This is a genomic window from Caulifigura coniformis, from assembly GCF_007745175.1.
In the GTDB taxonomy this organism is placed as follows: Bacteria; Planctomycetota; Planctomycetia; order Planctomycetales; family Planctomycetaceae; genus Caulifigura; species Caulifigura coniformis.
Genome location: NZ_CP036271.1, coordinates 5647080 through 5665725, shown reverse-complemented (window position 1 = coordinate 5665725; position 18646 = coordinate 5647080). Strand labels below are relative to the sequence as shown.

General features: G+C 62.6%; 16 protein-coding genes. 11 read left to right on the top strand and 5 right to left on the bottom strand.

Annotated elements, in window-relative coordinates; genetic code table 11:
• Nucleotides 1-128 precede the first annotated feature (128 nt).
• The gene (locus Pan44_RS22745; RefSeq protein ID WP_145034070.1) at nt 129-854 is read right to left on the bottom strand and encodes a pyridoxine 5'-phosphate synthase; all 726 of its coding nucleotides are present in this window, start codon (nt 852-854) and stop codon (nt 129-131) included.
• Nucleotides 855-1234: 380 nt separating this feature from the next.
• Here Pan44_RS22745 and Pan44_RS27560 point away from each other — a divergent pair, with 380 nt between their 5' ends.
• From Pan44_RS27560 to Pan44_RS22730, 4 genes are read left to right on the top strand one after another with little or no spacing between them, the layout of a single operon-like run.
• The gene (locus Pan44_RS27560; RefSeq protein ID WP_197453576.1) at nt 1235-1459 is read left to right on the top strand and encodes a hypothetical protein; all 225 of its coding nucleotides are present in this window, start codon (nt 1235-1237) and stop codon (nt 1457-1459) included.
• 35 nt (nt 1460-1494) lie between these two features.
• The gene (locus Pan44_RS27555) at nt 1495-1977 is read left to right on the top strand and encodes a DinB family protein (RefSeq protein WP_197453575.1); all 483 of its coding nucleotides are present in this window, start codon (nt 1495-1497) and stop codon (nt 1975-1977) included.
• A gap of 58 nt (nt 1978-2035) precedes the next feature.
• Nucleotides 2036-4339, top strand: coding sequence for a glutamine amidotransferase (locus Pan44_RS22735; protein WP_145034068.1), 2304 nt, complete (start codon nt 2036-2038; stop codon nt 4337-4339).
• Between the two features lie 29 nt (nt 4340-4368).
• Complete coding sequence (locus Pan44_RS22730) at nt 4369-5619, top strand: threonine synthase (RefSeq protein WP_145034067.1); 1251 nt, start codon at nt 4369-4371, stop codon at nt 5617-5619.
• Between the two features lie 2 nt (nt 5620-5621).
• Here Pan44_RS22730 and Pan44_RS22725 read toward each other — a convergent pair whose 3' ends face one another.
• Entirely contained in the window at nt 5622-7070 is a 1449-nt protein-coding gene (locus Pan44_RS22725; RefSeq protein ID WP_145034066.1) for an arylsulfatase, read from the bottom strand.
• Nucleotides 7071-7539: 469 nt separating this feature from the next.
• Here Pan44_RS22725 and carA point away from each other — a divergent pair, with 469 nt between their 5' ends.
• On the top strand, nt 7540-8676 hold the full coding sequence (gene carA, locus Pan44_RS22720; RefSeq protein ID WP_145034065.1) for a glutamine-hydrolyzing carbamoyl-phosphate synthase small subunit: 1137 nt from the start codon (nt 7540-7542) through the stop codon (nt 8674-8676).
• Nucleotides 8677-8779: 103 nt separating this feature from the next.
• On the opposite strand, the gene Pan44_RS22715 is transcribed toward carA, so the two are convergent.
• Entirely contained in the window at nt 8780-10561 is a 1782-nt protein-coding gene (locus Pan44_RS22715; RefSeq protein WP_145034064.1) for a cation:proton antiporter, read from the bottom strand.
• A gap of 163 nt (nt 10562-10724) precedes the next feature.
• On the opposite strand from Pan44_RS22715, the gene Pan44_RS22710 reads away from it, so the two are divergent.
• The 4 genes from Pan44_RS22710 to Pan44_RS22695 all read left to right on the top strand — a co-directional run bounded on the left by Pan44_RS22710 (nt 10725) and on the right by Pan44_RS22695 (nt 13771).
• On the top strand, nt 10725-11840 hold the full coding sequence (locus tag Pan44_RS22710) for an aminopeptidase (RefSeq protein ID WP_145034063.1): 1116 nt from the start codon (nt 10725-10727) through the stop codon (nt 11838-11840).
• A gap of 141 nt (nt 11841-11981) precedes the next feature.
• Nucleotides 11982-12332, top strand: a complete 351-nt coding sequence (locus Pan44_RS22705) for a 4a-hydroxytetrahydrobiopterin dehydratase (RefSeq protein ID WP_145034062.1) — start codon at nt 11982-11984, stop codon at nt 12330-12332.
• Nucleotides 12333-12463: 131 nt separating this feature from the next.
• The gene (locus Pan44_RS22700; protein WP_145034061.1) at nt 12464-13459 is read left to right on the top strand and encodes an ABC transporter ATP-binding protein; all 996 of its coding nucleotides are present in this window, start codon (nt 12464-12466) and stop codon (nt 13457-13459) included.
• A 51-nt stretch (nt 13460-13510) separates the two neighbouring features.
• On the top strand, nt 13511-13771 hold the full coding sequence (locus Pan44_RS22695; protein WP_145034060.1) for a hypothetical protein: 261 nt from the start codon (nt 13511-13513) through the stop codon (nt 13769-13771).
• A gap of 39 nt (nt 13772-13810) precedes the next feature.
• Here the strand turns inward: Pan44_RS22695 and pheA are convergent, their stop codons facing one another.
• The gene (gene pheA, locus Pan44_RS22690; RefSeq protein WP_145034059.1) at nt 13811-14998 is read right to left on the bottom strand and encodes a prephenate dehydratase; all 1188 of its coding nucleotides are present in this window, start codon (nt 14996-14998) and stop codon (nt 13811-13813) included.
• Nucleotides 14999-15634: 636 nt separating this feature from the next.
• On the opposite strand from pheA, the gene Pan44_RS22685 reads away from it, so the two are divergent.
• Complete coding sequence (locus Pan44_RS22685) at nt 15635-16483, top strand: sigma-70 family RNA polymerase sigma factor (RefSeq protein ID WP_145034058.1); 849 nt, start codon at nt 15635-15637, stop codon at nt 16481-16483.
• A gap of 55 nt (nt 16484-16538) precedes the next feature.
• Here the strand turns inward: Pan44_RS22685 and Pan44_RS22680 are convergent, their stop codons facing one another.
• Entirely contained in the window at nt 16539-17276 is a 738-nt protein-coding gene (locus tag Pan44_RS22680) for a 3-keto-disaccharide hydrolase (RefSeq protein ID WP_145034057.1), read from the bottom strand.
• 187 nt (nt 17277-17463) lie between these two features.
• Between Pan44_RS22680 and Pan44_RS22675 the strand changes: the two genes are divergently transcribed.
• The gene (locus Pan44_RS22675) at nt 17464-18585 is read left to right on the top strand and encodes an LptF/LptG family permease (RefSeq protein ID WP_197453574.1); all 1122 of its coding nucleotides are present in this window, start codon (nt 17464-17466) and stop codon (nt 18583-18585) included.
• Nucleotides 18586-18646: the final 61 nt, after the last annotated feature.

The window sequence follows — 18646 nt, the reverse complement described above, 5'->3', positions numbered from 1 at the left end:
GCCCCCAACCGGATTCGTCTTTGACCTGAGAAAATCAACGACGTGAACCGGCGGGCAGAGCTTCACCCGAGATCTCCCTCTTCTCCGCGTCTCTGCGGTGAATTCTCTCCGCAGTTCAGGCCGCGTTCTTATTCAAACGGCCCGGTGATCAACTGTTTCATCTCACGAACCGCCCGCTCGAACCCGACCATCACGGCCCGGGCCACAATGCTGTGGCCGATGTTGAGTTCTTCGACGCCCGCAATCCGGGCAATCGGAATCACGTTCCGATACGTCAGACCGTGCCCCATGTGGACATGCAGGCCCTGCTTCAGAGCGTGATTCGTCGCGCTCCGCAGGGTCTCCAGTTCCTTCAGCCGCTCCGCCTCCGTCGGGGCGTCCGCATAGCGGCCCGTATGAAACTCGACCGCCGCAACTCCCAGATTCAGCGACGCATCGATCTGGCCGAGGTCCGGATCGATGAACATACTCACCTCGATCCCAGCCGAGTGCAGTGCCTCGACGCACGCCTCGACCCGCAGCAGGTTCCCGACGACGTCGAGCCCTCCCTCGGTCGTCACTTCCTCGCGTTTTTCCGGCACCAGCGTGCACTGCTGGGGCCGGACCGCCACGGCGATGCCCGTGATCTCAGGGGTGGCTCCCATCTCCAGGTTCAGCTTCACCTGGACCGTCTCTTTGAGGACCCGCACGTCCCGGTCCTGAATGTGGCGACGGTCCTCACGCAGGTGGACCGTAATAACATCCGCTCCCGCCAGTTCTGCCAGCGAAGCGGCCCACACCGGATCGGGTTCGATCGTCCGGCGAGCCTGGCGAATGGTGGCGACGTGATCGATGTTGACGCCGAGTCGTGCCATGAGAGGTCTGTTTCCCGTCGAAATGAAGTAATGCGGCCAGCCTAACGCAGGATGGCCGACCCGGACTATGGACCCTGCCGACACGATTCGAGCGCACAAAAAATTTGCGTGCCGCGGGAGACTCGCTGACGACTCCCGCGACAGCCAGCGCCGATCCCTGACTTCCGTTCGATCCATCGCTTCCCGTCGTCGCAGCGCGGCCCATGGCGGGCAACCGCGCAACTCCGCGCGTGAGGATGGAGGAACGAATGAATCGCTTCACGCTCATCATGGCTCTGTTCGCATCCCGCCTCGCTGCCCCGACACTTCGGACGCTCACACTTCGGAAACCCGGACTCCCCCGCACGTTGCGCCGCCCGGCGTGTCCCCCAGGCAACGCCATGCCGATCCGACCGTTCACCCGACAGAACCCGTTCCCGCCACGGCATTTCCGGCGGAAGCAGGGCAAGGAGTACAGGACCACCCACACACGCGCCCTCCTCGATCGCCTTCGAGACGGTCGCGGTCATTTCACGGCCGCTCCTCTCCCACCCGGCCAATGCCTCGATGGAACCTTCATGGACGTCGGCGTTGCGCGGAAGTCGGGCGACAACGCACTACAATGACGAAACGACACTTTTCCCCTTCCAGCCGAGCCTTCATGTCGCACGATCCTCATCTGCAATTTGCCCTGGAAACCTCGCGGCGGATGCTGCACATGTTCGTGGACGACCTGACTCCCGAGCAGCGGCTGTATCGCATCTGCCCCGATGCCAATTGCGTCGACTGGCTCGTCGGACACCTGATTCTCACCGAACAACGGTTCCACGCCCTCTTCGAAGCGAAATCCCCCGCACTGCCTGAGGGCTTCGACACGCTCTTCGCCCGCGACGATGTCGCGACGCGACGTTCGGAATACGGAGACACCTCCGGCCTGATGAAGCTGTTTGACGAGAACAGGAATATCACGATCGAGCGGGTCAGTGAGTTCACGCAGGAAGAGTTGATCGTCCCTCTCTCCAAGCCGCATCCCCGGTTTTCCACGCTCGGTGAGGCGGCGATTTTCTGTTCCATCCATATCACCATGCACGCCGGCCAGATGAGCATGATTCGCCGGATGCTTGGAAAGCCGCCCGTCATCTGATCCCGAAACCGCCACGGCCGGGCTTTGGGCCGATGGGGGCGGGGCGTATGCTTTGAACATGGACGTGCTGGTCGATCCTGTCTGGAGTTGGCCGATCGCAGGGGCGCTCACTGTCGCGCTCCTCGCGGTCGTTCTGCTGACGTATCCCAGGCGGGTCGCCCATCTTCCGAACCGGTCCCGGCGAACGCTCATCGCGCTCCGCGTGCTCTCGGCACTGGTGCTGTCGTTTGCGATGTTCCGTCCGGCGGTCCAGTTCACCGAAAAGGACGAGCGCGGGGCCCGGCTGGTGTTCCTGCTGGATGCCAGCCGCAGCATGACCACGCCGGACGGTCCCAAGGGAGCGACTCGCCGCGAATCGCTCGTGACCCTGCTGCAGGATCACGACGCGAAGCTCAAGAAGATCGGCGAGCAGGTCGACCTCCAGTTCCTCGACTTTGCCGACGAAACCGTCCCCGCCTCGACCATCCCCCGATCGGATGGGACCGGAAAATACACCGCCATCGGCAAGGCTCTGGCCGACGTCTTCAAGCAGGACTCCGCCCGCCGGCTGGTCGGTGTCGTCCTGATGAGTGACGGAGCGCAGCGGGCCGTCGGTGACCTCGATATCGATCCCCGTGCCGAAGCCCGGCGATTCGCCGAGCAGCGGGGCGCCCCGATCTACCCGGTCCCCCTGGGATCGTCCGATCTCTCAGGGGTCGGCGTCGACCTGGCCCTCGAAGACGTCATCGTCGATCCGTTCCCCTTCGAGCGAAAGACGGTCCCCGTCCGCGGGTTCCTCCGGGTCTCAAGCGCCGCCGGTCGAAACGTCACCCTGCGTCTGTCGCTCGAGGATCGCTCGACGCGACAGGTCGGCGAGGCAGGCGAGCTCAAACCGCTGCAGTCGACGATCGATTCACGCCCCGTCAAGGAATTGACGATCCCGCAGGGCGTCACGCGCATTCCGTTCGACCTGTCGTTCGTGGCGCCGTCCGCGGGCGATTTCAAGCTCCGCTGCGAAGTGCTGCCTCTCGTTGACGAACCGAAGGAAGTCAAAGTCGCGAACAATCAGTTCGAGACGTTGATCACCGTCCGCAAGGGGGGGCTGAAGGTCAAGTACTTCGACGTCCTCCGTCCTGAGCAAACGTTCATTTCGCGGTTGAACGACAACGCCAAGGTCCAGCTCGAGCGGGAAATCATTCCGACGGGCTCGATGCAGCGGCCCGACAACGTCACCGAAGATCAGTTCGCCGTCGGCCGTTATGACGTCTACATCATCGGCGATGTGCCGGCGAGTGTTTTCGGTCCCGCGGGATCGAGCCTGCTCGACAGGCTGGCCGGGCTGGTCAACACCTCGGGGGCCGGCTTGCTGATGATCGGCGGCGCGCACAGCTTCGGAGCGGGTGGATATTCACAGACGGCCATCGTCGACCTGATCCCGGTGGCGATGTCGCCGGCCGACATCATTGGGCCCGGTCAGATGGCCCCCGACCAGCATCTCCCGCCACCTGTGAAAATGCAGCCGACCCGCGAAGGCCTCCAGCATTTCGTGATGCAGCTCGGGGGGCCGGGCGTCGACAATGCCACCATCTGGAATCGGCTCCCCGCACTGCAGGGAGCGAATCGGCTCGATGCCAAGGACAACTTCGTCGATAAGCTGGCAACCGTCGCCGGAACCGATCGCGGGCTGCTGTTCGCCAAGGACACCGGCCGCGGACGGATCATGGCCTTCGCCGGCGATACGACGTACCTGTGGCACCTGCGTGGGGAGCGCGCGGCCCACCAGCGATTCTGGGAACAGATGCTCCTGTGGCTCGCCCGCCAGGAGAACCAGTCCGACCAGCCCGTGTGGGTCGCCGTCGATCCCCGCAATCTTTCGCCCGGCGCAAAAGCCCCGCTCCGTTTCGGTGCGCAGGACGCCCAGAAACAGGCCGTCAACGACGTCGCGTTCGCTGTCGAAGTCCTGACGCCCAAGGGAGAGAAACGCCCCGTCACGCCCCAGCGCGCCGGCAAGGAATGGTTTGCCGATTACGGCGGAACGAGTGAACCGGGTGACTACTGGGTCACCGTCACGGCCACGAAAGACGGCAGGATGTTTGGAACGCCTGCCTCGACGCGCTTCATTGTCGATGCCCGCGACCCGGAACTCGACAACCCCGCCGCCGATCGAGACCTCATGAACGAACTCGCCTCCTCGACCGGCGCTGCCGTCATTTCCCCCGAGGCCTTCGGCGAGTTTCTCGACCGGTTGCTCAGCGAAGGCCTCGCGGCCGAACTGCTCAAGCATACGACCGTCACGCTGTGGGACGGCTGGCCGCTGTTGCTGGTGTTCACGCTTCTGATGAGCACCGAGTGGTATCTCCGGAAACGCCGCGGACTCGTGTAGCCTGCCCGGCCCTGAAACGAGACTCCCCGATGAGCAACGCCCGCCCCGTCGACAACTTCGTTGATCGTCCGACCTTCGTGACCCATCTCGAATGTGGCCTGAGCGGAGAACGCTACGCGGCGGACCAGCTCCACGGACTCTCCCGAGCGGGCCGGCCGCTCCTGGTGCGGTATGACCTCGAAGGTCTGCAGGGGGCCGTCTCGAAGGACGATCTCAGGCAGCGTCCCGCCGACATCTGGCGGTACCGCGAGTTCCTGCCAGTTCGGCGGACGGAGAACATCGTCAGCCTCGGTGAAAACATGACGCCGCTGATCGAAGCGCCGTCGTTGAGAGCGGGGACAGGTGGCCTGTTCATCAAGGATGAAGGTCGTCTTCCAACCGGGTCTTTCAAGGCACGCGGCCTGTGCCTGGCCGTCTCGATGGCAAAGGAACTCGGCATCGCCCGAATGGCGATCCCGACGAACGGCAACGCCGGCGCAGCAATGGCAGCCTATGCCTCGCGGGCAGGGATCGAAGCCTATGTTTTCTGTCCGGAGGACACTCCCGAGGTGAACGTCCGCGAGATCGCCGCCCAGGGGGCGAAGGTCTGGCGGGTGAACGGTCTGATCAACGATTGCGGAAAAATCGTCGGCGCCGGGAAGGAGCCGATGGGGTGGTTCGACTGCTCCACGCTGAAAGAGCCCTATCGCATCGAAGGAAAGAAGACGATGGGCCTTGAGCTGGCCGAGCAATTCGCGTGGTCGCTGCCGGACATCATTTTCTACCCGACGGGCGGCGGCACGGGATTGATCGGCATGTGGAAGGCCTTCCAGGAACTGAAGGCAATCGGCTGGATCACCGGCAAGCTCCCGCGAATGGTCGTGGTGCAATCGACCGGCTGCGCCCCGATCGTCAAGGCCTGGAAGGACGGCGTTGAGCATGCCGACCTCTGGCCAAATGCCCACACAGTGGCCTCGGGAATCCGCGTGCCGGCCGCAGTTGGGGATTTTCTCATGCTGCGGGCCGTCCGAGAAAGCGGCGGATTCGCGATCGCCGTCGACGATGACGCCATCCTCGCCGCCCGCAACGAAGTCTCGCGCCGGGAAGGATTCCTGATGTGTCCCGAAGGTGCCGCGACGTTCGCGGCCTACCAGCAGGCAGCGCGCGACGAACGGCTCTCGCCTGATGAGACCGCCGTTCTCTTCAACTGCGCCAGCGGTCTCAAGTACGAGTTGCCAAGAGCCGACGCCTCAATCGACCTGACCAAACCGCTCGACTTCGACGCCATGAAAAAGGCCTGACGTCAACGCCCCTGGGGCGCTGCCTGGTTCGCCTTTCCGAGTGTCCGCTCGTAGAGCTCTTTGTACGGATTGACCGCGGGAACCGGCGCGTCCTCATTCACCAGCAGCGGCTGGATGTCGCTCCACCACTGGTCATAGGCCTTCTGAAGCTCCGCGACGACCTGCGGATGCTCGGAGATGACATTCATCGTCTGCCCCGGATCGGCCACGAGGTCATAAAGCTCCACGTTGTTCACCAGGGTAAACCGCGTATTGCGGATCGCGCACTGCCGGTACTTCGACTCGGCCACCTGCCCCTTGGGCCACCGCCCGGCGTGCGTCACCAGAGTCCGATCGGCCCACTCGGCCCCGGGATCCTTCAGCAGCGGAGCCAGGCTTCGGCCTTCCACCTGTTTCCTGAGCGGATCGGTCCATTTCGCGCCGGTGACCTCCATCAGGGTGGGAAGAATATCGATGTGAGCCGTCATCGCCCGACAGTCCTGCCCGCCGGAGATTCGGGCGGGCCATCGCCAGAACGCCGGGCTGTGCGTCCCGCCGTAGTAGGGCATCACCTTCTGTCCGCGGAACCCGCCGCTGTACAGTCGCGTGTGCGTTCCACCGTTGTCGCTCATGAAGATCAGCAGCGTGTTCTGCTCGAGATTGCGGGTCTTGAGCATTCCCATCAGCTTTCCGAGGTTCTCATCGATGTTCGTGATCATCGAGTAGTAGGCGACGTCTTTGTCGGCCAGCTTTTTCCCGTTGATCTCCTTCCCCTCATACAGTTCGTCGTACTGGTGTCCGGGGCTGATCAGCGGAGAGTGCGGCGCGTTCGGCGTGATGTAGGCGAAGAACGGCTTCGCTTCGGAACCGCGGTCGCTCATCCAGTCGAGCGCGCGGTGGAAGAACACGTCCGTGCAATACCCGTCGGTCCGGACCGGCGTGCCGTTATGCCGCACGACCGGATTGAAGTACTCGTTCCCCGGGAAATCGCCACAGGTGCCTGGATAGCTCTGCCCGATTCCCCCGCAGCCGTGGATGAACGTCTCGTCGAAACCCCGGTTGAACGGCTGGTGCGGGTCGTCGTCCCCGAGGTGCCACTTGCCGAAGATTCCCGTCGTGTAGCCGGCCGTCTTGAGCACCTGCGCCAGCGTGACGGCGTCGAGCGTCAGTCTCTCCCTCTCGTTGATCGTGTGGGTCACGCCGTTCTTGAATTCGTGGCGCCCTGTCAGCAGAGCGGAGCGGGTCGGTGCGCACGTCGGGCTGACATGAAAGTCGGTGAACCGCAGGCTCTCGCCGTGCAGACGGTCGAGATTCGGCGTCTTGATCAGCGGGTTGCCATGCGCTCCGATGTCCCCCCAGCCCATGTCATCCGGCATGACGAGGACAATGTTCGGAACGTCGGCCGCGAACCCCGGATCCGCACACATGAGTGCAGAAAAGCCCACGAAAAGGATCAGAACGAGTCGAGGCATCGGCGGCAGCTCCCCGGGTTCTCTTGGAAAGACAGGCGCCGTGCAGGTCGCCCGCCAACACATTCTGTCCCAACGCCGCCTGAAAGCCACCCTGACGGTCGCTTGGCCCACCCATTCGCGCAACTCGACCCGTTGGATTGAGGAGGTCCAGAATCAAATGCCAAACGACGATCACGAAATCCAGCCTTCGCCGCCGCTCTCCCGGGTGACTCCAACGGCCCGTTCAAGGAAGCGTGGAATGCGCCGCGCTGACACACAAAACCTGAGATGCTTGTGAGCCTCGCTCGGAATTCCAATGTTTCACGCCTGCCCGCCCATCCTCCGTCCACCCCGCTCGTGCGCCGGAACGGCGGTTCACATGACTTCCCCGGCCCCCCCGTCTATCATTTGGCCGGCGCCGGCCGGAGCCCTCCTGTTCCCACCCCGGATCACCCTGCGCGCCGGTTGCGATAAGGCTCAACGACGAACGATGGAAAAAAACGCGAAACTGGCTCTGGCTGATGGAACCGTATTCACCGGCGTCGCCTTCGGCGCTGAAGGTGAAATCTCCGGCGAAGTGGTGTTCAACACCAGCATGACGGGCTACCAGGAAATCCTCACCGATCCGTCCTACAACGGGCAGATTGTGACGATGACCTACCCCCTCATCGGCAATTACGGAGTCAACCGGCAGGACGTGGAAAGCAAGGGGCTTTCGCTGCGGGGCTTCGTGGTGAAGGAACTCTGCCGCGAGCCGAGCAATTTCCGCTCGGAGCAGCCGCTCCAGGACTACCTGCGCGAGAACGGGATCATCGGCATCGAGGGAGTCGACACCCGCGCCCTCGTCAGACGCATCCGCGTCCACGGCGCGATGACTGGCGTGCTTTCGACAATCGACCTCGATGACGCCTCGCTCATCCGGAAGGCCAGATCCGCTCCCGCACTCGTCGGACAGGACCTAGTCCGCGAAGTGATGCCGGAAAAGGCCGCCGGCTGGAATCAGGGACTGGATGAACTGGTTCGCCACACAACCGCGCCGGCCGCCTGCGAACCGCACAACGGCGGCAAGCAGCCGCACGTCGTCGCCGTCGACTACGGCATGAAGTGGAACATCACGCGGCACCTGTCGGACATGGGCTGCAAGGTCACGGTCGTCCCTGGCACGTCGACGGCCGACGAGATTCTGGCTCACAATCCGGATGGGGTCTTCCTCTCCAACGGCCCCGGCGACCCGGAGCCGCTGACCTATGCCGTCGATGCGATCAAGGGGGTTCTCGGCAAGAAGCCAGTCTTTGGCATCTGCCTCGGGCACCAGCTGCTCGGCCTGGCCCTGGGCGGCAAGACCTACAAGCTCAAGTTCGGGCACCGCGGCGGAAATCAGCCGGTGCTGAACAAACGGACCAAGAAGGTCGAGATCACCTCCCAGAACCACGGCTTTGCCGTGGACGCCGATTCATTGCCGAAGGACGTGGAAATCACGCATATCAACCTCAACGACAACACCGTTGAAGGAATGCGTCACACGAGCATGCCGGCCTTCAGCGTCCAGTATCACCCCGAAGCCGCCGCAGGTCCGCACGACAGCAGCTACCTCTTCGGCGAGTTCCGCAAGATGATGGGCCACTGAATCCACAGGCAAGCCTGAACGGCCTGACTGCTCGAAGTGAAAGCCCGGCTCCTTCAGGAGTCGGGCTTTTTTGATGCCTGATGACCGGTTCAAACAGTGGCTCTCAGTGCCCCGGGGAACTCGATTCCCTGTCTTCAGGACGCACAGCGAAGCCTCGGCGAATACGGACCATTTCCGCCTCGATCTGCTCGTTGGTCGCCCCCACTTCATGCAGGAGGAGCGAGCCCAACCCGCAGGCCGCTTCGGCCTCTTCGTAGGCCACTTCGGTTACGCCGATCTCCTCGAGCCAGGCGCGCTCGCCGACATACCGGGCACGGACGAAGATCTTGAGATCCGGGTTCAATTCCCGCGCGGCGATGACGATCAGGGTCCGCGTCGAGAGTTCGGGAATCGTGAGCAACAGGTATTTGGCCTGGGAGATCCCTGCGGCCTTCAGAATGTCGCGATTGCTCGCATCGCCATAGATCGCGGTCTCCCCGCGGGCCAGCAACGATCTGACAGTGTCGATGTTGAGATCGATGATCGCCGGAATGAAATCGAAGTCCCGGAGGATCGACGCACAGACGCGTCCCACGGGGCCGTAGCCGATAATGACGGCACGGCTGCGATCCTGGTCAGCATCGTCCACAACGAGCGTTTCGAGCCCTCGAATGGCGACCCGCGACTCAGACCGCTGCTGCAGGCGCCGCCACAGCGCGGGACGGGCTTTGAGCCACCGCTCCAACGGCGCAATGCCGCGGAACAGGATCGGATTCAGGGTGATCGAAATGATCGAGGTGGCGACCAGCAGGCTGCGATGGAAGGGCTCCATCAACCCCTGCTTCAACGCCAGGTCTGCCACGATGAACGAAAACTCGCCCACTTGCGCAAGTGCCACCGCAATCGTGAGGGCGGCCAGCGGTGAGTACCCGAGGAACCACACAATCGCGATGGCCGCCAATGGCTTGACGATGAGAACCACCATCAGGATTTCGGCAAACAGCCCCGGGTGGTCCCTCATGGCCGTGTAATCGAACAGCATACCCACCGACACGAAGAACAGAACGGCGAATGCGTCCTGCATCGGGAGAGCGTCGGCCGCAGCCTGATGACTCACTTCCGACTGCCCGACGACCATGCCGGCGAGAAACGCTCCCAGGGCCATCGAGACTTCAAACGCCGCCGCAGACCCGGTCGCGATGGCGAGCGCCATGACCAGCACCGTCAGCGTAAACAGCTCCCGCTGACGGGTTTGAGCCACCTTGCCGAGGATCCAGGGAATCACCCGCCGTCCGCCCCCCAGGATAAGAAGGCAAAGGACGGCCACACGGATGGCCGCCAGCCCCAGAGTGGCCACGATCGTCCCCGTAGAGGCATCCTCTCCCTTCACGATCGCCGCCAGCGACGGGAGCACCACCAGAGCGAAAATCGTGAACAGATCCTCGACGATCAGCCATCCGACAGCGATCGTCCCGCGCTCGGTATCGAGCACGTTGTTGTCCGTGAGGACGCGGATCAGCACCACCGTACTGGCGACGGAGATGGCGACGCCGACCACGAATCCCGTCGTCCACGTGCTGCCGGCCGCGTGAATCGAGACCATCGCGAATAACGTGGCCGCCGCGATCTGGAACAGCGCCCCGGTGATGGCAATTTTCCGGACGGCGAGCAGGTCTTTTAAGTCGAAATGCAGCCCGACGCCGAACATCAGCAGGATGACGCCGATCTCCGCAAACTGCATGGCGGCGTCCTGGTCGACGACAACGCCCGGAGTCAGCGGACCGATTAGCACACCGGCGAGCAGGTAGCCCAGAATCGGCGAGAGTCGAAGCCGTTGAGTGATGTACCCCAGAAGCAGCGCCGCAGTCAGGCCAATCGTCAGGGTGAGGATGATGTTGTGAGACATGGTCCGTCGAAAACGCCCTTACTAAGGCCTGCAGCCTCCTTGAGTTGTGAGCAGGAGCCGAACATAGGCAGAAGAGCCTGAAGTGGCTACCTCGTGACGGGTGAAGTTCGGGGAAATCGTCGAGTACCATGCCCGCGACTGGTAATTCCTTGAGGATTTCTTCATGCAAGACCCGCGAGTTGACCGCCTGGCCCACGTCCTCATCGATCACAGTTGCCGGCTGAAGCCCGGTGAATCAGTGCTGATCGAGGCGTTCGATCTGCCCGATCCAGCCCTTGTGTGCAGGCTCGTCGAACTCGCAGCCGAGCGCGGCGCCCGGCCTGTCGTCTCCCTCAAGAACAACCTCGTCCTCCGTTCGCTCTACCTCGCGGGAACGGCGGAATCGATCGGCCTGATCGGTCAGTTTGAAAAGGAACGCATGGCGAAAATGGATGGCTATATCGGCATCCGAGGCGCGGCGAACGCGCGAGAATTCGCCGATGTCCCGGCCGACAAGATGGACCTCAGCCAGGAGCACTGGTGGAAGCCCGTGCATCTCGATATTCGCGTGCCCAAAACGCGCTGGGTCGTCCTCCGCTATCCGACACCGGCCATGGCCCAATCGGCCCAGATGAGCACGTCCGCATTCGAGGACTTCTATTTCGACGTCTGCACGGCCGATTACGCGGAAATGGAGCGTCGCCAGGAGCCGCTGAAAAAGCGGATGCTCGAGGCCAACGACGTTCACATCCTCGGGCCTGGCACCGACCTCAAGTTCTCGATCAAAGGGATCAACGTCGTTCCCTGCAACGGGCGGCGAAACATCCCCGACGGCGAAGTCTTCACCTGCCCCGTCCGCGACAGCGCCAACGGAGTCATCCAGTACAACACCCCCTCGCTTTACCAGGGGACGGTTTTCGAGGGCATCCGGTTCGAGTTCAGGAACGGCAAGATCGTGAAGGCCGACTGCCGGAACGCACCGGAGCGGCTGAACCAGATCCTCGACTCGGATGATGGGGCGCGCTACCTGGGTGAATGGTCACTGGGATGTAACAACCGCATTCGCAAGCCAATGCTCGACACGCTGTTCGACGAGAAAATCGGCGGCTCGATGCACCTCACGCCGGGGAACGCCTACGAAACGGCCGACAACGGCAACCGCAGCCGCGTGCATTGGGACCTGGTTCTGATGCAGACGCCGGAGGCGGGCGGGGGCGAAGTGTGGTTTGATGGGGAACTGATCCGGAAAGACGGGAAGTTCCTGCCGACGGAACTGCAGCCGTTGAACGAAGGCCTGTAGTACTTCGACCGGCACGTTCAGAGTGTTCGAGACGCCACTCAAGATTGACGTGGACGGGCCCCTGTTGTTGGCGCAATCCGCCACGATAATAACCTCTCGATCACACACGCATCCCGCACGATTCACCGGAGCAGCGGCCCCATGGAAAAGCACAACGACGTCGTCCTGTCGCAAGCCGACCTCGAGAAGGAACTGAAAACCCTTCCAGGGTGGGAGGTTCGTGACGGCTGGCTGCGGCGAAAGTACGTCACGCCGGGATGGCCGCACACGATGCTGCTGGCGAATGCAATCGCGTATGTCGCCGAGGCGGCGTACCACCACCCGGATCTCGAACTGGGTTATGCGCAGGTTGTCGTGAAACTCCAGACGCACCGTGTGAAGGCGATTTCGGACAGCGACATCGCCCTGGCGAAAGCCATCGACCGGGTGGCGATGTGGAAGCCTGAAGACGGCTCCCCACTCACGGGCTATCCGAAAACCTGGGTGAAGTGAGGCCCGGAGCAGCCCGGCTTCTCACGCAATTTCAGAATCCCCTCTGAGACTGGGATCGAACCTCCGATTCAGAGGCCGGGCCTTTGACGATCCGCTGGCCGGGCCTCCTCAGTCGCACTACGATCGCCCCCATGCCGGCGATCGAAGCAAAGCACCTGCGGAAGGTCTACAAGGTCTATCAGAAAAGCGAGGGACTCTGGGCCTCGGTGCGGGGGCTTGCGCGCCGACAGTACAAAACGGTCGAGGCCGTCCGGGAGGTCAGTTTTAAGATCGAAACTGGTGAAATGGTCGCGTTTCTCGGGCCCAACGGCGCCGGGAAAACAACCACCCTCAAACTGCTCTCCGGGCTGATCGTGCCGACGGCCGGCGAGGCGGAAGTCCTGGGGCATATTCCCTGGAAACGGGAACACGGCTACCGGCGGCGCTTCTCACTTGTCATGGGGCAGAAGAACCAGTTGTGGTGGGACCTGCCGGCCCAGGAATCGTTCCTGCTGCACAAGGAGATCTACCGCATCGAGCCCGAACAGTTTCAGCGACGGAAGGACGAACTGATCGACCTTCTCGAGGTGCGGAAGCTGATCAGCCAGCCGGTGCGCGAACTCTCCCTCGGCGAGCGCATGCGGATGGAACTGATCGCCGCCCTGCTCCACAGTCCCGAAGTCTTGCTGCTGGACGAGCCGACGATTGGCCTCGACGTCGTCTCACAGCGCAAAGTGCAGGAATTCCTGAAGTTCTACCAGGCCGAACAGAAGATCACGGTCATCCTCACCAGCCACTACATGAAGGACGTGGAGGCCCTGTGTCGCCGGGCCGTGATCATCAACCAGGGGGAGATCAAGCACGACGGCCCGCTGGCGGACATCGTGGAGCGGTTCAGCGCCAACAAGGTGATCAGCCTGGAGTTCGCGGGGACCGAAGTGCCGGCGGACCTCTCGACCTATGGCAACGTGTTCGACGTTCAGCCGCCAAAGGTCAAGCTGGCCGTTCCCCGGGAGAAGATTCCGGAAGTCCTGGCGTCAGTGCTCGCGCGATACGAGGTCGAGGACGTGGGGGTCCACGAACGGCCGCTGGAGGAAGTGATCGCGGAGTTCTTTACGCAGCCGCAGGAGATGACAGCGACCGCGTGAAGTCTGCAATCGAGTCGACGACGTCAGATTCCCTCTGAATGGGTGAAATCCATGGACACCGCCGAGACGCCGAGCAACCTGTCGAGTTCAGGACAAAGCGATTCGACGATCAGGAAATACAAGGCGGCGGGGCTGCTTTACATGGTCATGGGCACGACCGTCGTCTGCCAGCAGTTCAGTTCGCAGGGCTCCCTGATCGCGATGGCATTCGCCTTGTTCCTGATTCCCTGCGGAATCTGGATGGTCGTTCACGCCGACAGGATGCTGCTGCAGTTAATCCGGGCGGAAGTGAGGCTAGCCAGCCGAGTCTAAACTTGCTCGCCTGCGTCGCGCGTCGGCCGGCCGCACGCTTTACTCGACGACTTCACTCCGAGGATACGAGCCGAGCACTTCCATCCGCACGGCCTTCTTCTCGACAAACTGCAGCGCCTTCTGGACTCGCGGCTCTTTCCGGTGCCCCTCGAAATCGAGGAAGAACAGGTAGCCCGACTCGGCCCCGCGCAGAGGGAACGACTCGATCCAGGTCAGGTTGATGTTGTTCGCCTTGAATGCGCTCAGGGCTTCGGAGAGAGCGCCTGGGGAATGCGGAATCTGCAGCAGGAGCGCCGTGCGATCCCGCCCGCTCGGCCGCGTTTCCTCCTCGCCGATGATCGCGAACCGCGTGACGTTGTGCGCGTTATCCTCGATCGACTCGGCGACGATCTGCAGTTCGTACTGCACGGCCGCCTGACGCGTCGCGATCGCGGCCGCTCCCGGCTTGTCGCGGGCGAGCTGGGCCGCCGCCGAAGTGCTGGTCATCTCGATTGTGCGGGCCTGCGGCATGTTCCGGGACAGCCAGTCGCGGCACTGCGACAACGCCTGCGGCTTGGAATAGATCTCGGTGATCTCACCGCGCGGCGACCGCGACAGGAGATTGTGGTGCACCGACATCAGCACCTCGCCGCAGATGCGAAGCGGCAGACGGGTGAACATGTCGAGCGTGTCGACGATGCGTCCGTCGGTGCTGTTCTCGATCGGGACGATGCCGTACTCGGCGTGTCCTCGATTCACTTCCTCAAACACGGAGGCAATCGTGTTGACCGGAATCAGGTCGGCCGACTTGCCGAACCGCTCGAGAGCGGCCAGGTGCGTGAAGCTGAAGGAAGGTCCGAGATACGCGACGCGGACAGTGCGAATCTTCGCGCGGGCCGCGCTGAGAATCTCTCGAAAGACCGCCCGGACGGCGCTCTGCGGAAGAGGCCCGACGTTGAGGGCCTCGATTCGTTCCCACAGTTCCTGCTCGGCCTGGGGATTGAACCATAGCTGGTGGCGGGTGACCGGGTCGGCGACCAGCGCTTCGAGGGTCAACTCCGTGCGGCGGTTGAGAACCTTGATCAGCTCGGCGTCGACGGCCTTGAGCTTCGTCTCGGTCGACGCCGCGGTTTTCTTTTTGACGACCGTTTTGGGCTCAGGGGTCGGGTGCGAAGCCACCCGAGGCTTGGCGGGGCGCGGCGGAGGCGTCTTCTTCACGCTCTTGCGCGACATATCCTTCTTAGCCATGGCCGCCTTTCGCCCCCTCAGTTTCGGCGCGGGGAGCAAATCAAGGTGAGTATCGTAACCCGTCGCTGCAACTGGAGTTGCGAGCCCGTCCCTGAGCGATGACCGACGTTTTTTCCTGGAGCAAATGCCAGCGTCCTGAGTCGAGCCCGGTTGTATAGCCGCATTTTCGGAGTGTCAACCGGCCGCTGAAGTTACGTCATCCCTGTTCCCCACGTGGGATGCGGACCGCCATCAAAGGCCTGCCACTCATCACAAACCACGTCCCTTGCTCTCTTTAGACCGCCCATCGCTCGCATCAAACGACCGTTTCGGCCCTCTCTCAAGGCGGTTCCGACGCAGAAGGGCCTGGGAGGATGCCCACGCGGTCAGCAACCTCGGCCAGCCCCGCATAATCGCCACAACCGGAGTGTGTCGCGCAGTCTGCCCCCCTTTTGCAAACGCCGCGGTTCTCCACTCCCAAGGGTGAACAGTGGCGGCAGATTTCGCCGATATCTGTGGTGTGGGTTCATGGATGTGCCGGGGTTGCGAGGACGCGGAATGATTCTGCAGAGGTCTTCGCCCACTTGAACTCCGACAAAGCCGCCTTCCGGGCCTTCCCCGGCCGCGAGAATGGCTGCTGGATTCACCCCAATACCTATGTCCAAGACGACGACGACTCCGAAGCGCCGCCTGTCAACCGCGGTTCAGACCCCCCTCGAAACCTACCTGCGGGAAATCAATGAAACAGCACTGCTGACCGCCCAGGATGAAAAAGACCTGTCGCGTCGCATTTCGGCCGGCGATCATGCCGCCCGCGACCGGATGGTCCGCGCCAACCTGCGGCTCGTGGTCAACATTGCCCGCGGCTACTCGGGCAAGGGGCTCCCGCTCCAGGACCTGATCGAAGAAGGCAACCTCGGCCTCCTCCGGGCGGTCGAGGGGTTTGATCCGGATATGAACACCCGGTTCAGCACCTACGCCAGCTACTGGATCAAGCAGTCGATCAAGCGGTCGCTGATCAATTGCGGCAAAACGATCCGCATTCCGGCCTATATGGTCGAACTGCTGAGCAAGTGGCGGAAGGCCACGGCCAAGCTGTCCGATTCACTCGGTCGCACGCCGACGGCGGAAGAAATCGCCCGCGAGCTGGAACTCCCCGCTAAGAAGCTGCGGATCGTGAAGAAGGCGATCCAGCTCTACAACTCGAGCCCCCAGTCGACGCAAGACGATTCGTCCTGGTCGATGGGCGAGATGGTGCCGGACGAACGGCACAAGGGGCCCGAGGAAGAACTCCTCGAAACCGACAACCTCAAGCATGTGCGGATCATGCTGAAGGAAATGGAACCCCGCGAAGCAACGATCCTCCGGATGCGGTTCGGCCTCGACGACGGCGAGCCCAAAACGCTGAAGGAAATCGGCGAAGCCCTCGGCCTGACGCGGGAACGCGTCCGGCAGATCGAAAGCGAGGCCCTCGGCCGGCTCAACAAAGGCCTGAACGGCGAGTGACAAAAAAAGCCCGCGACCTGAGATTCAGGTCGCGGGCTTCTGCTTTTGGCCAGTCTCAATCCTGCTTCAGGCGAATGTTCTTGAACTCGGCCCACATCGGCTTGCCGGCGTGGAGCTGCACTCCGAAGAGGCCTTCCGACATGGCTTTGCCGGTCTCGTTGTCGGTGAACTCCAGGATCTGCTTGCCGTTCAGGTAGTGCTTGATCGTCGGCCCCTTGGCGATGATCACGACGTCGTTCCAGTCGTCGAGCTTCATCAGCTTTTCGAAGCCGGCCTGGTCGATCAGCGGCTTGCCTTCGTTAAGCACCTTCTTGCCGTCCTTGTCCCAGGTGGCGATTTCTCCCACCAGGCACATCCGGCCGCGCTTCCCGATCAGCCCTCGCTCGTCGTAGATGAAGCTGGAGACGTTAGGGAACTTGGTCTCGTTTCGGACCTCATGCTGGTAACCGCCGAGGACCCACTTGTTCTTCACTCCCTCCGTGATGTGCTTCGAGCGGTACATGATTCCCGAGTTGTTCGTCGCATTGCAGCGGAACGACAGGCGGAGATCGAAGTCCTTGAGATCGCCCCCTTTCCAGATGAGGAACGTATTGCCGTCGGCCTTGTTCTCCTCGGTGGTCTCGCCGTGGATGATGCCGTCTTTCACCGACCACAGACGGGTATCGCCGTCCCAGCCGGTGAGGTCCTTGCCGTTGAAGAGCTGTTTCATGCCGGCCGGCTCGGGCGGGGCATCGGCGGCGGAAAGACTGCAGGCGGCTGAGAGCGCGACAAACAACATGCAGCAGCGAAGCATGGAGATTCTCCGGAAGTCCGTGGTGGGATCAAAGGTGAGACCGACGATTATCCGGGACGCGCCGAGGATTTCCATGCCTGGAGACAGGGGAATGCCCATCGAGGGTGTTCTCCAGGCGTTTCAAACTTCGGATTGACCCGACCGGCCCTTTGAACGTGTAATCCGCGGCCATTTTCGACTGCGTGCCGTGTTCACGACGTTCGACCGCCATCTCTTCCACCGTTTTCTGTATGCGTTCGCGGTGCTTTTCATCGCGTCGGTGGGTCTGTACGCAGTCGTCGACGGCTTCATGAACCTGGACGACTTCCAGAAGGCGGCCCAGGACGACGGCTCGCTCGCCCTGCTGCTGGTCATGACGCGCCACTACGCAGTGCAGTCGAGCATGCTGCTGGATCTTCTGGGGCCGACGGTCGCAGTGCTCGCCGTCATGGCGACGCTGGGCCTCGTGATGAAACATGGTGAGCTCCATCCGTTGCTCGCGGCCGGGGTTCCCACATATCGCGTCTGCATGCCGTTCGTCGGAGGGATGCTGGCGATCAATGGACTCATGATCGCAAACACCGAATTCATCATCCCGCGGATCGCCAACGAACTCCAGGTGACGAAGAGCGACGTCAAGGACGACTCCCAGCCGGTCGATTCGCAGTACGACCCGCAAACACGCATCCACATTTCCGCGTCCGCCGTGCGGCTATCCGACCGGACGCTGCTGCATCCCGATTTTCTGCTGCCGAGCCCGGACATCTCGGCCGATCCGCAGATGATTTCGGCCGAGTCGGCCCGGCATTACGGGGCGCGGGGCCGGGTTCCGGCCGGCTGGCTTCTGAAGAAGCCGAATCCGTCGTTTGATTCGCTCCGGCTGAGCGACACCGGACACCGCATCGTGTTGGCCGACGAGTCGGGAGACGTGTTTATCGCTTCGAGCGTCTCGCCGGCTCAGCTCTATAACCGCGGCGGCAGCTATCGTTACCTGACGACTCGCGACCTCCTGAAACGGATCCAGATTCCGGCAGGGAGCGGCGCTTCGGCCCGGGCGCTGATCATGCACCTGCATTCGCGATTGACCCGCCCCGTCATCACGCTGATTGGCGTCTTCCTCGTCGTGCCGCTGATCGCTCGCCGCGAAAAAATGAGTCTCGTCCAGAACGTCGCCATGTGCATGTTCGTCCTGGGGCTCGTTTATGGCATGTCGCTGTGTGGAACGATGCTCGGACAGGCGGCGATCCTGAAACCAGAGATCGCGGCCTGGGGGCCTCTCCTCTTCGGAGGAGCCCTGTGCGCGTGGTTGACTGGATGCGTGCGGACTTGAAATGCGGCTCGTGAACGGGCCGGAGGGCGCCCATTCGAGCGACATGCCCCCTGCCGTCTGC

What these genes read in the sequence shown, in the direction of transcription:
- Pan44_RS22745 (WP_145034070.1), bottom strand. Translation starts at nt 854, where the DNA reads ATGGCACGACTCGGCGTCAACATCGATCACGTCGCCACCATTCGCCAG.
- Pan44_RS27560 (WP_197453576.1), top strand. Translation starts at nt 1,235, where the DNA reads ATGCCGATCCGACCGTTCACCCGACAGAACCCGTTCCCGCCACGGCAT.
- Pan44_RS27555 (WP_197453575.1), top strand. Translation starts at nt 1,495, where the DNA reads ATGTCGCACGATCCTCATCTGCAATTTGCCCTGGAAACCTCGCGGCGG.
- Pan44_RS22735 (WP_145034068.1), top strand. Translation starts at nt 2,036, where the DNA reads ATGGACGTGCTGGTCGATCCTGTCTGGAGTTGGCCGATCGCAGGGGCG.
- Pan44_RS22730 (WP_145034067.1), top strand. Translation starts at nt 4,369, where the DNA reads ATGAGCAACGCCCGCCCCGTCGACAACTTCGTTGATCGTCCGACCTTC.
- Pan44_RS22725 (WP_145034066.1), bottom strand. Translation starts at nt 7,070, where the DNA reads ATGCCTCGACTCGTTCTGATCCTTTTCGTGGGCTTTTCTGCACTCATG.
- carA (WP_145034065.1), top strand. Translation starts at nt 7,540, where the DNA reads ATGGAAAAAAACGCGAAACTGGCTCTGGCTGATGGAACCGTATTCACC.
- Pan44_RS22715 (WP_145034064.1), bottom strand. Translation starts at nt 10,561, where the DNA reads ATGTCTCACAACATCATCCTCACCCTGACGATTGGCCTGACTGCGGCG.
- Pan44_RS22710 (WP_145034063.1), top strand. Translation starts at nt 10,725, where the DNA reads ATGCAAGACCCGCGAGTTGACCGCCTGGCCCACGTCCTCATCGATCAC.
- Pan44_RS22705 (WP_145034062.1), top strand. Translation starts at nt 11,982, where the DNA reads ATGGAAAAGCACAACGACGTCGTCCTGTCGCAAGCCGACCTCGAGAAG.
- Pan44_RS22700 (WP_145034061.1), top strand. Translation starts at nt 12,464, where the DNA reads ATGCCGGCGATCGAAGCAAAGCACCTGCGGAAGGTCTACAAGGTCTAT.
- Pan44_RS22695 (WP_145034060.1), top strand. Translation starts at nt 13,511, where the DNA reads ATGGACACCGCCGAGACGCCGAGCAACCTGTCGAGTTCAGGACAAAGC.
- pheA (WP_145034059.1), bottom strand. Translation starts at nt 14,998, where the DNA reads ATGGCTAAGAAGGATATGTCGCGCAAGAGCGTGAAGAAGACGCCTCCG.
- Pan44_RS22685 (WP_145034058.1), top strand. Translation starts at nt 15,635, where the DNA reads ATGTCCAAGACGACGACGACTCCGAAGCGCCGCCTGTCAACCGCGGTT.
- Pan44_RS22680 (WP_145034057.1), bottom strand. Translation starts at nt 17,276, where the DNA reads ATGCTTCGCTGCTGCATGTTGTTTGTCGCGCTCTCAGCCGCCTGCAGT.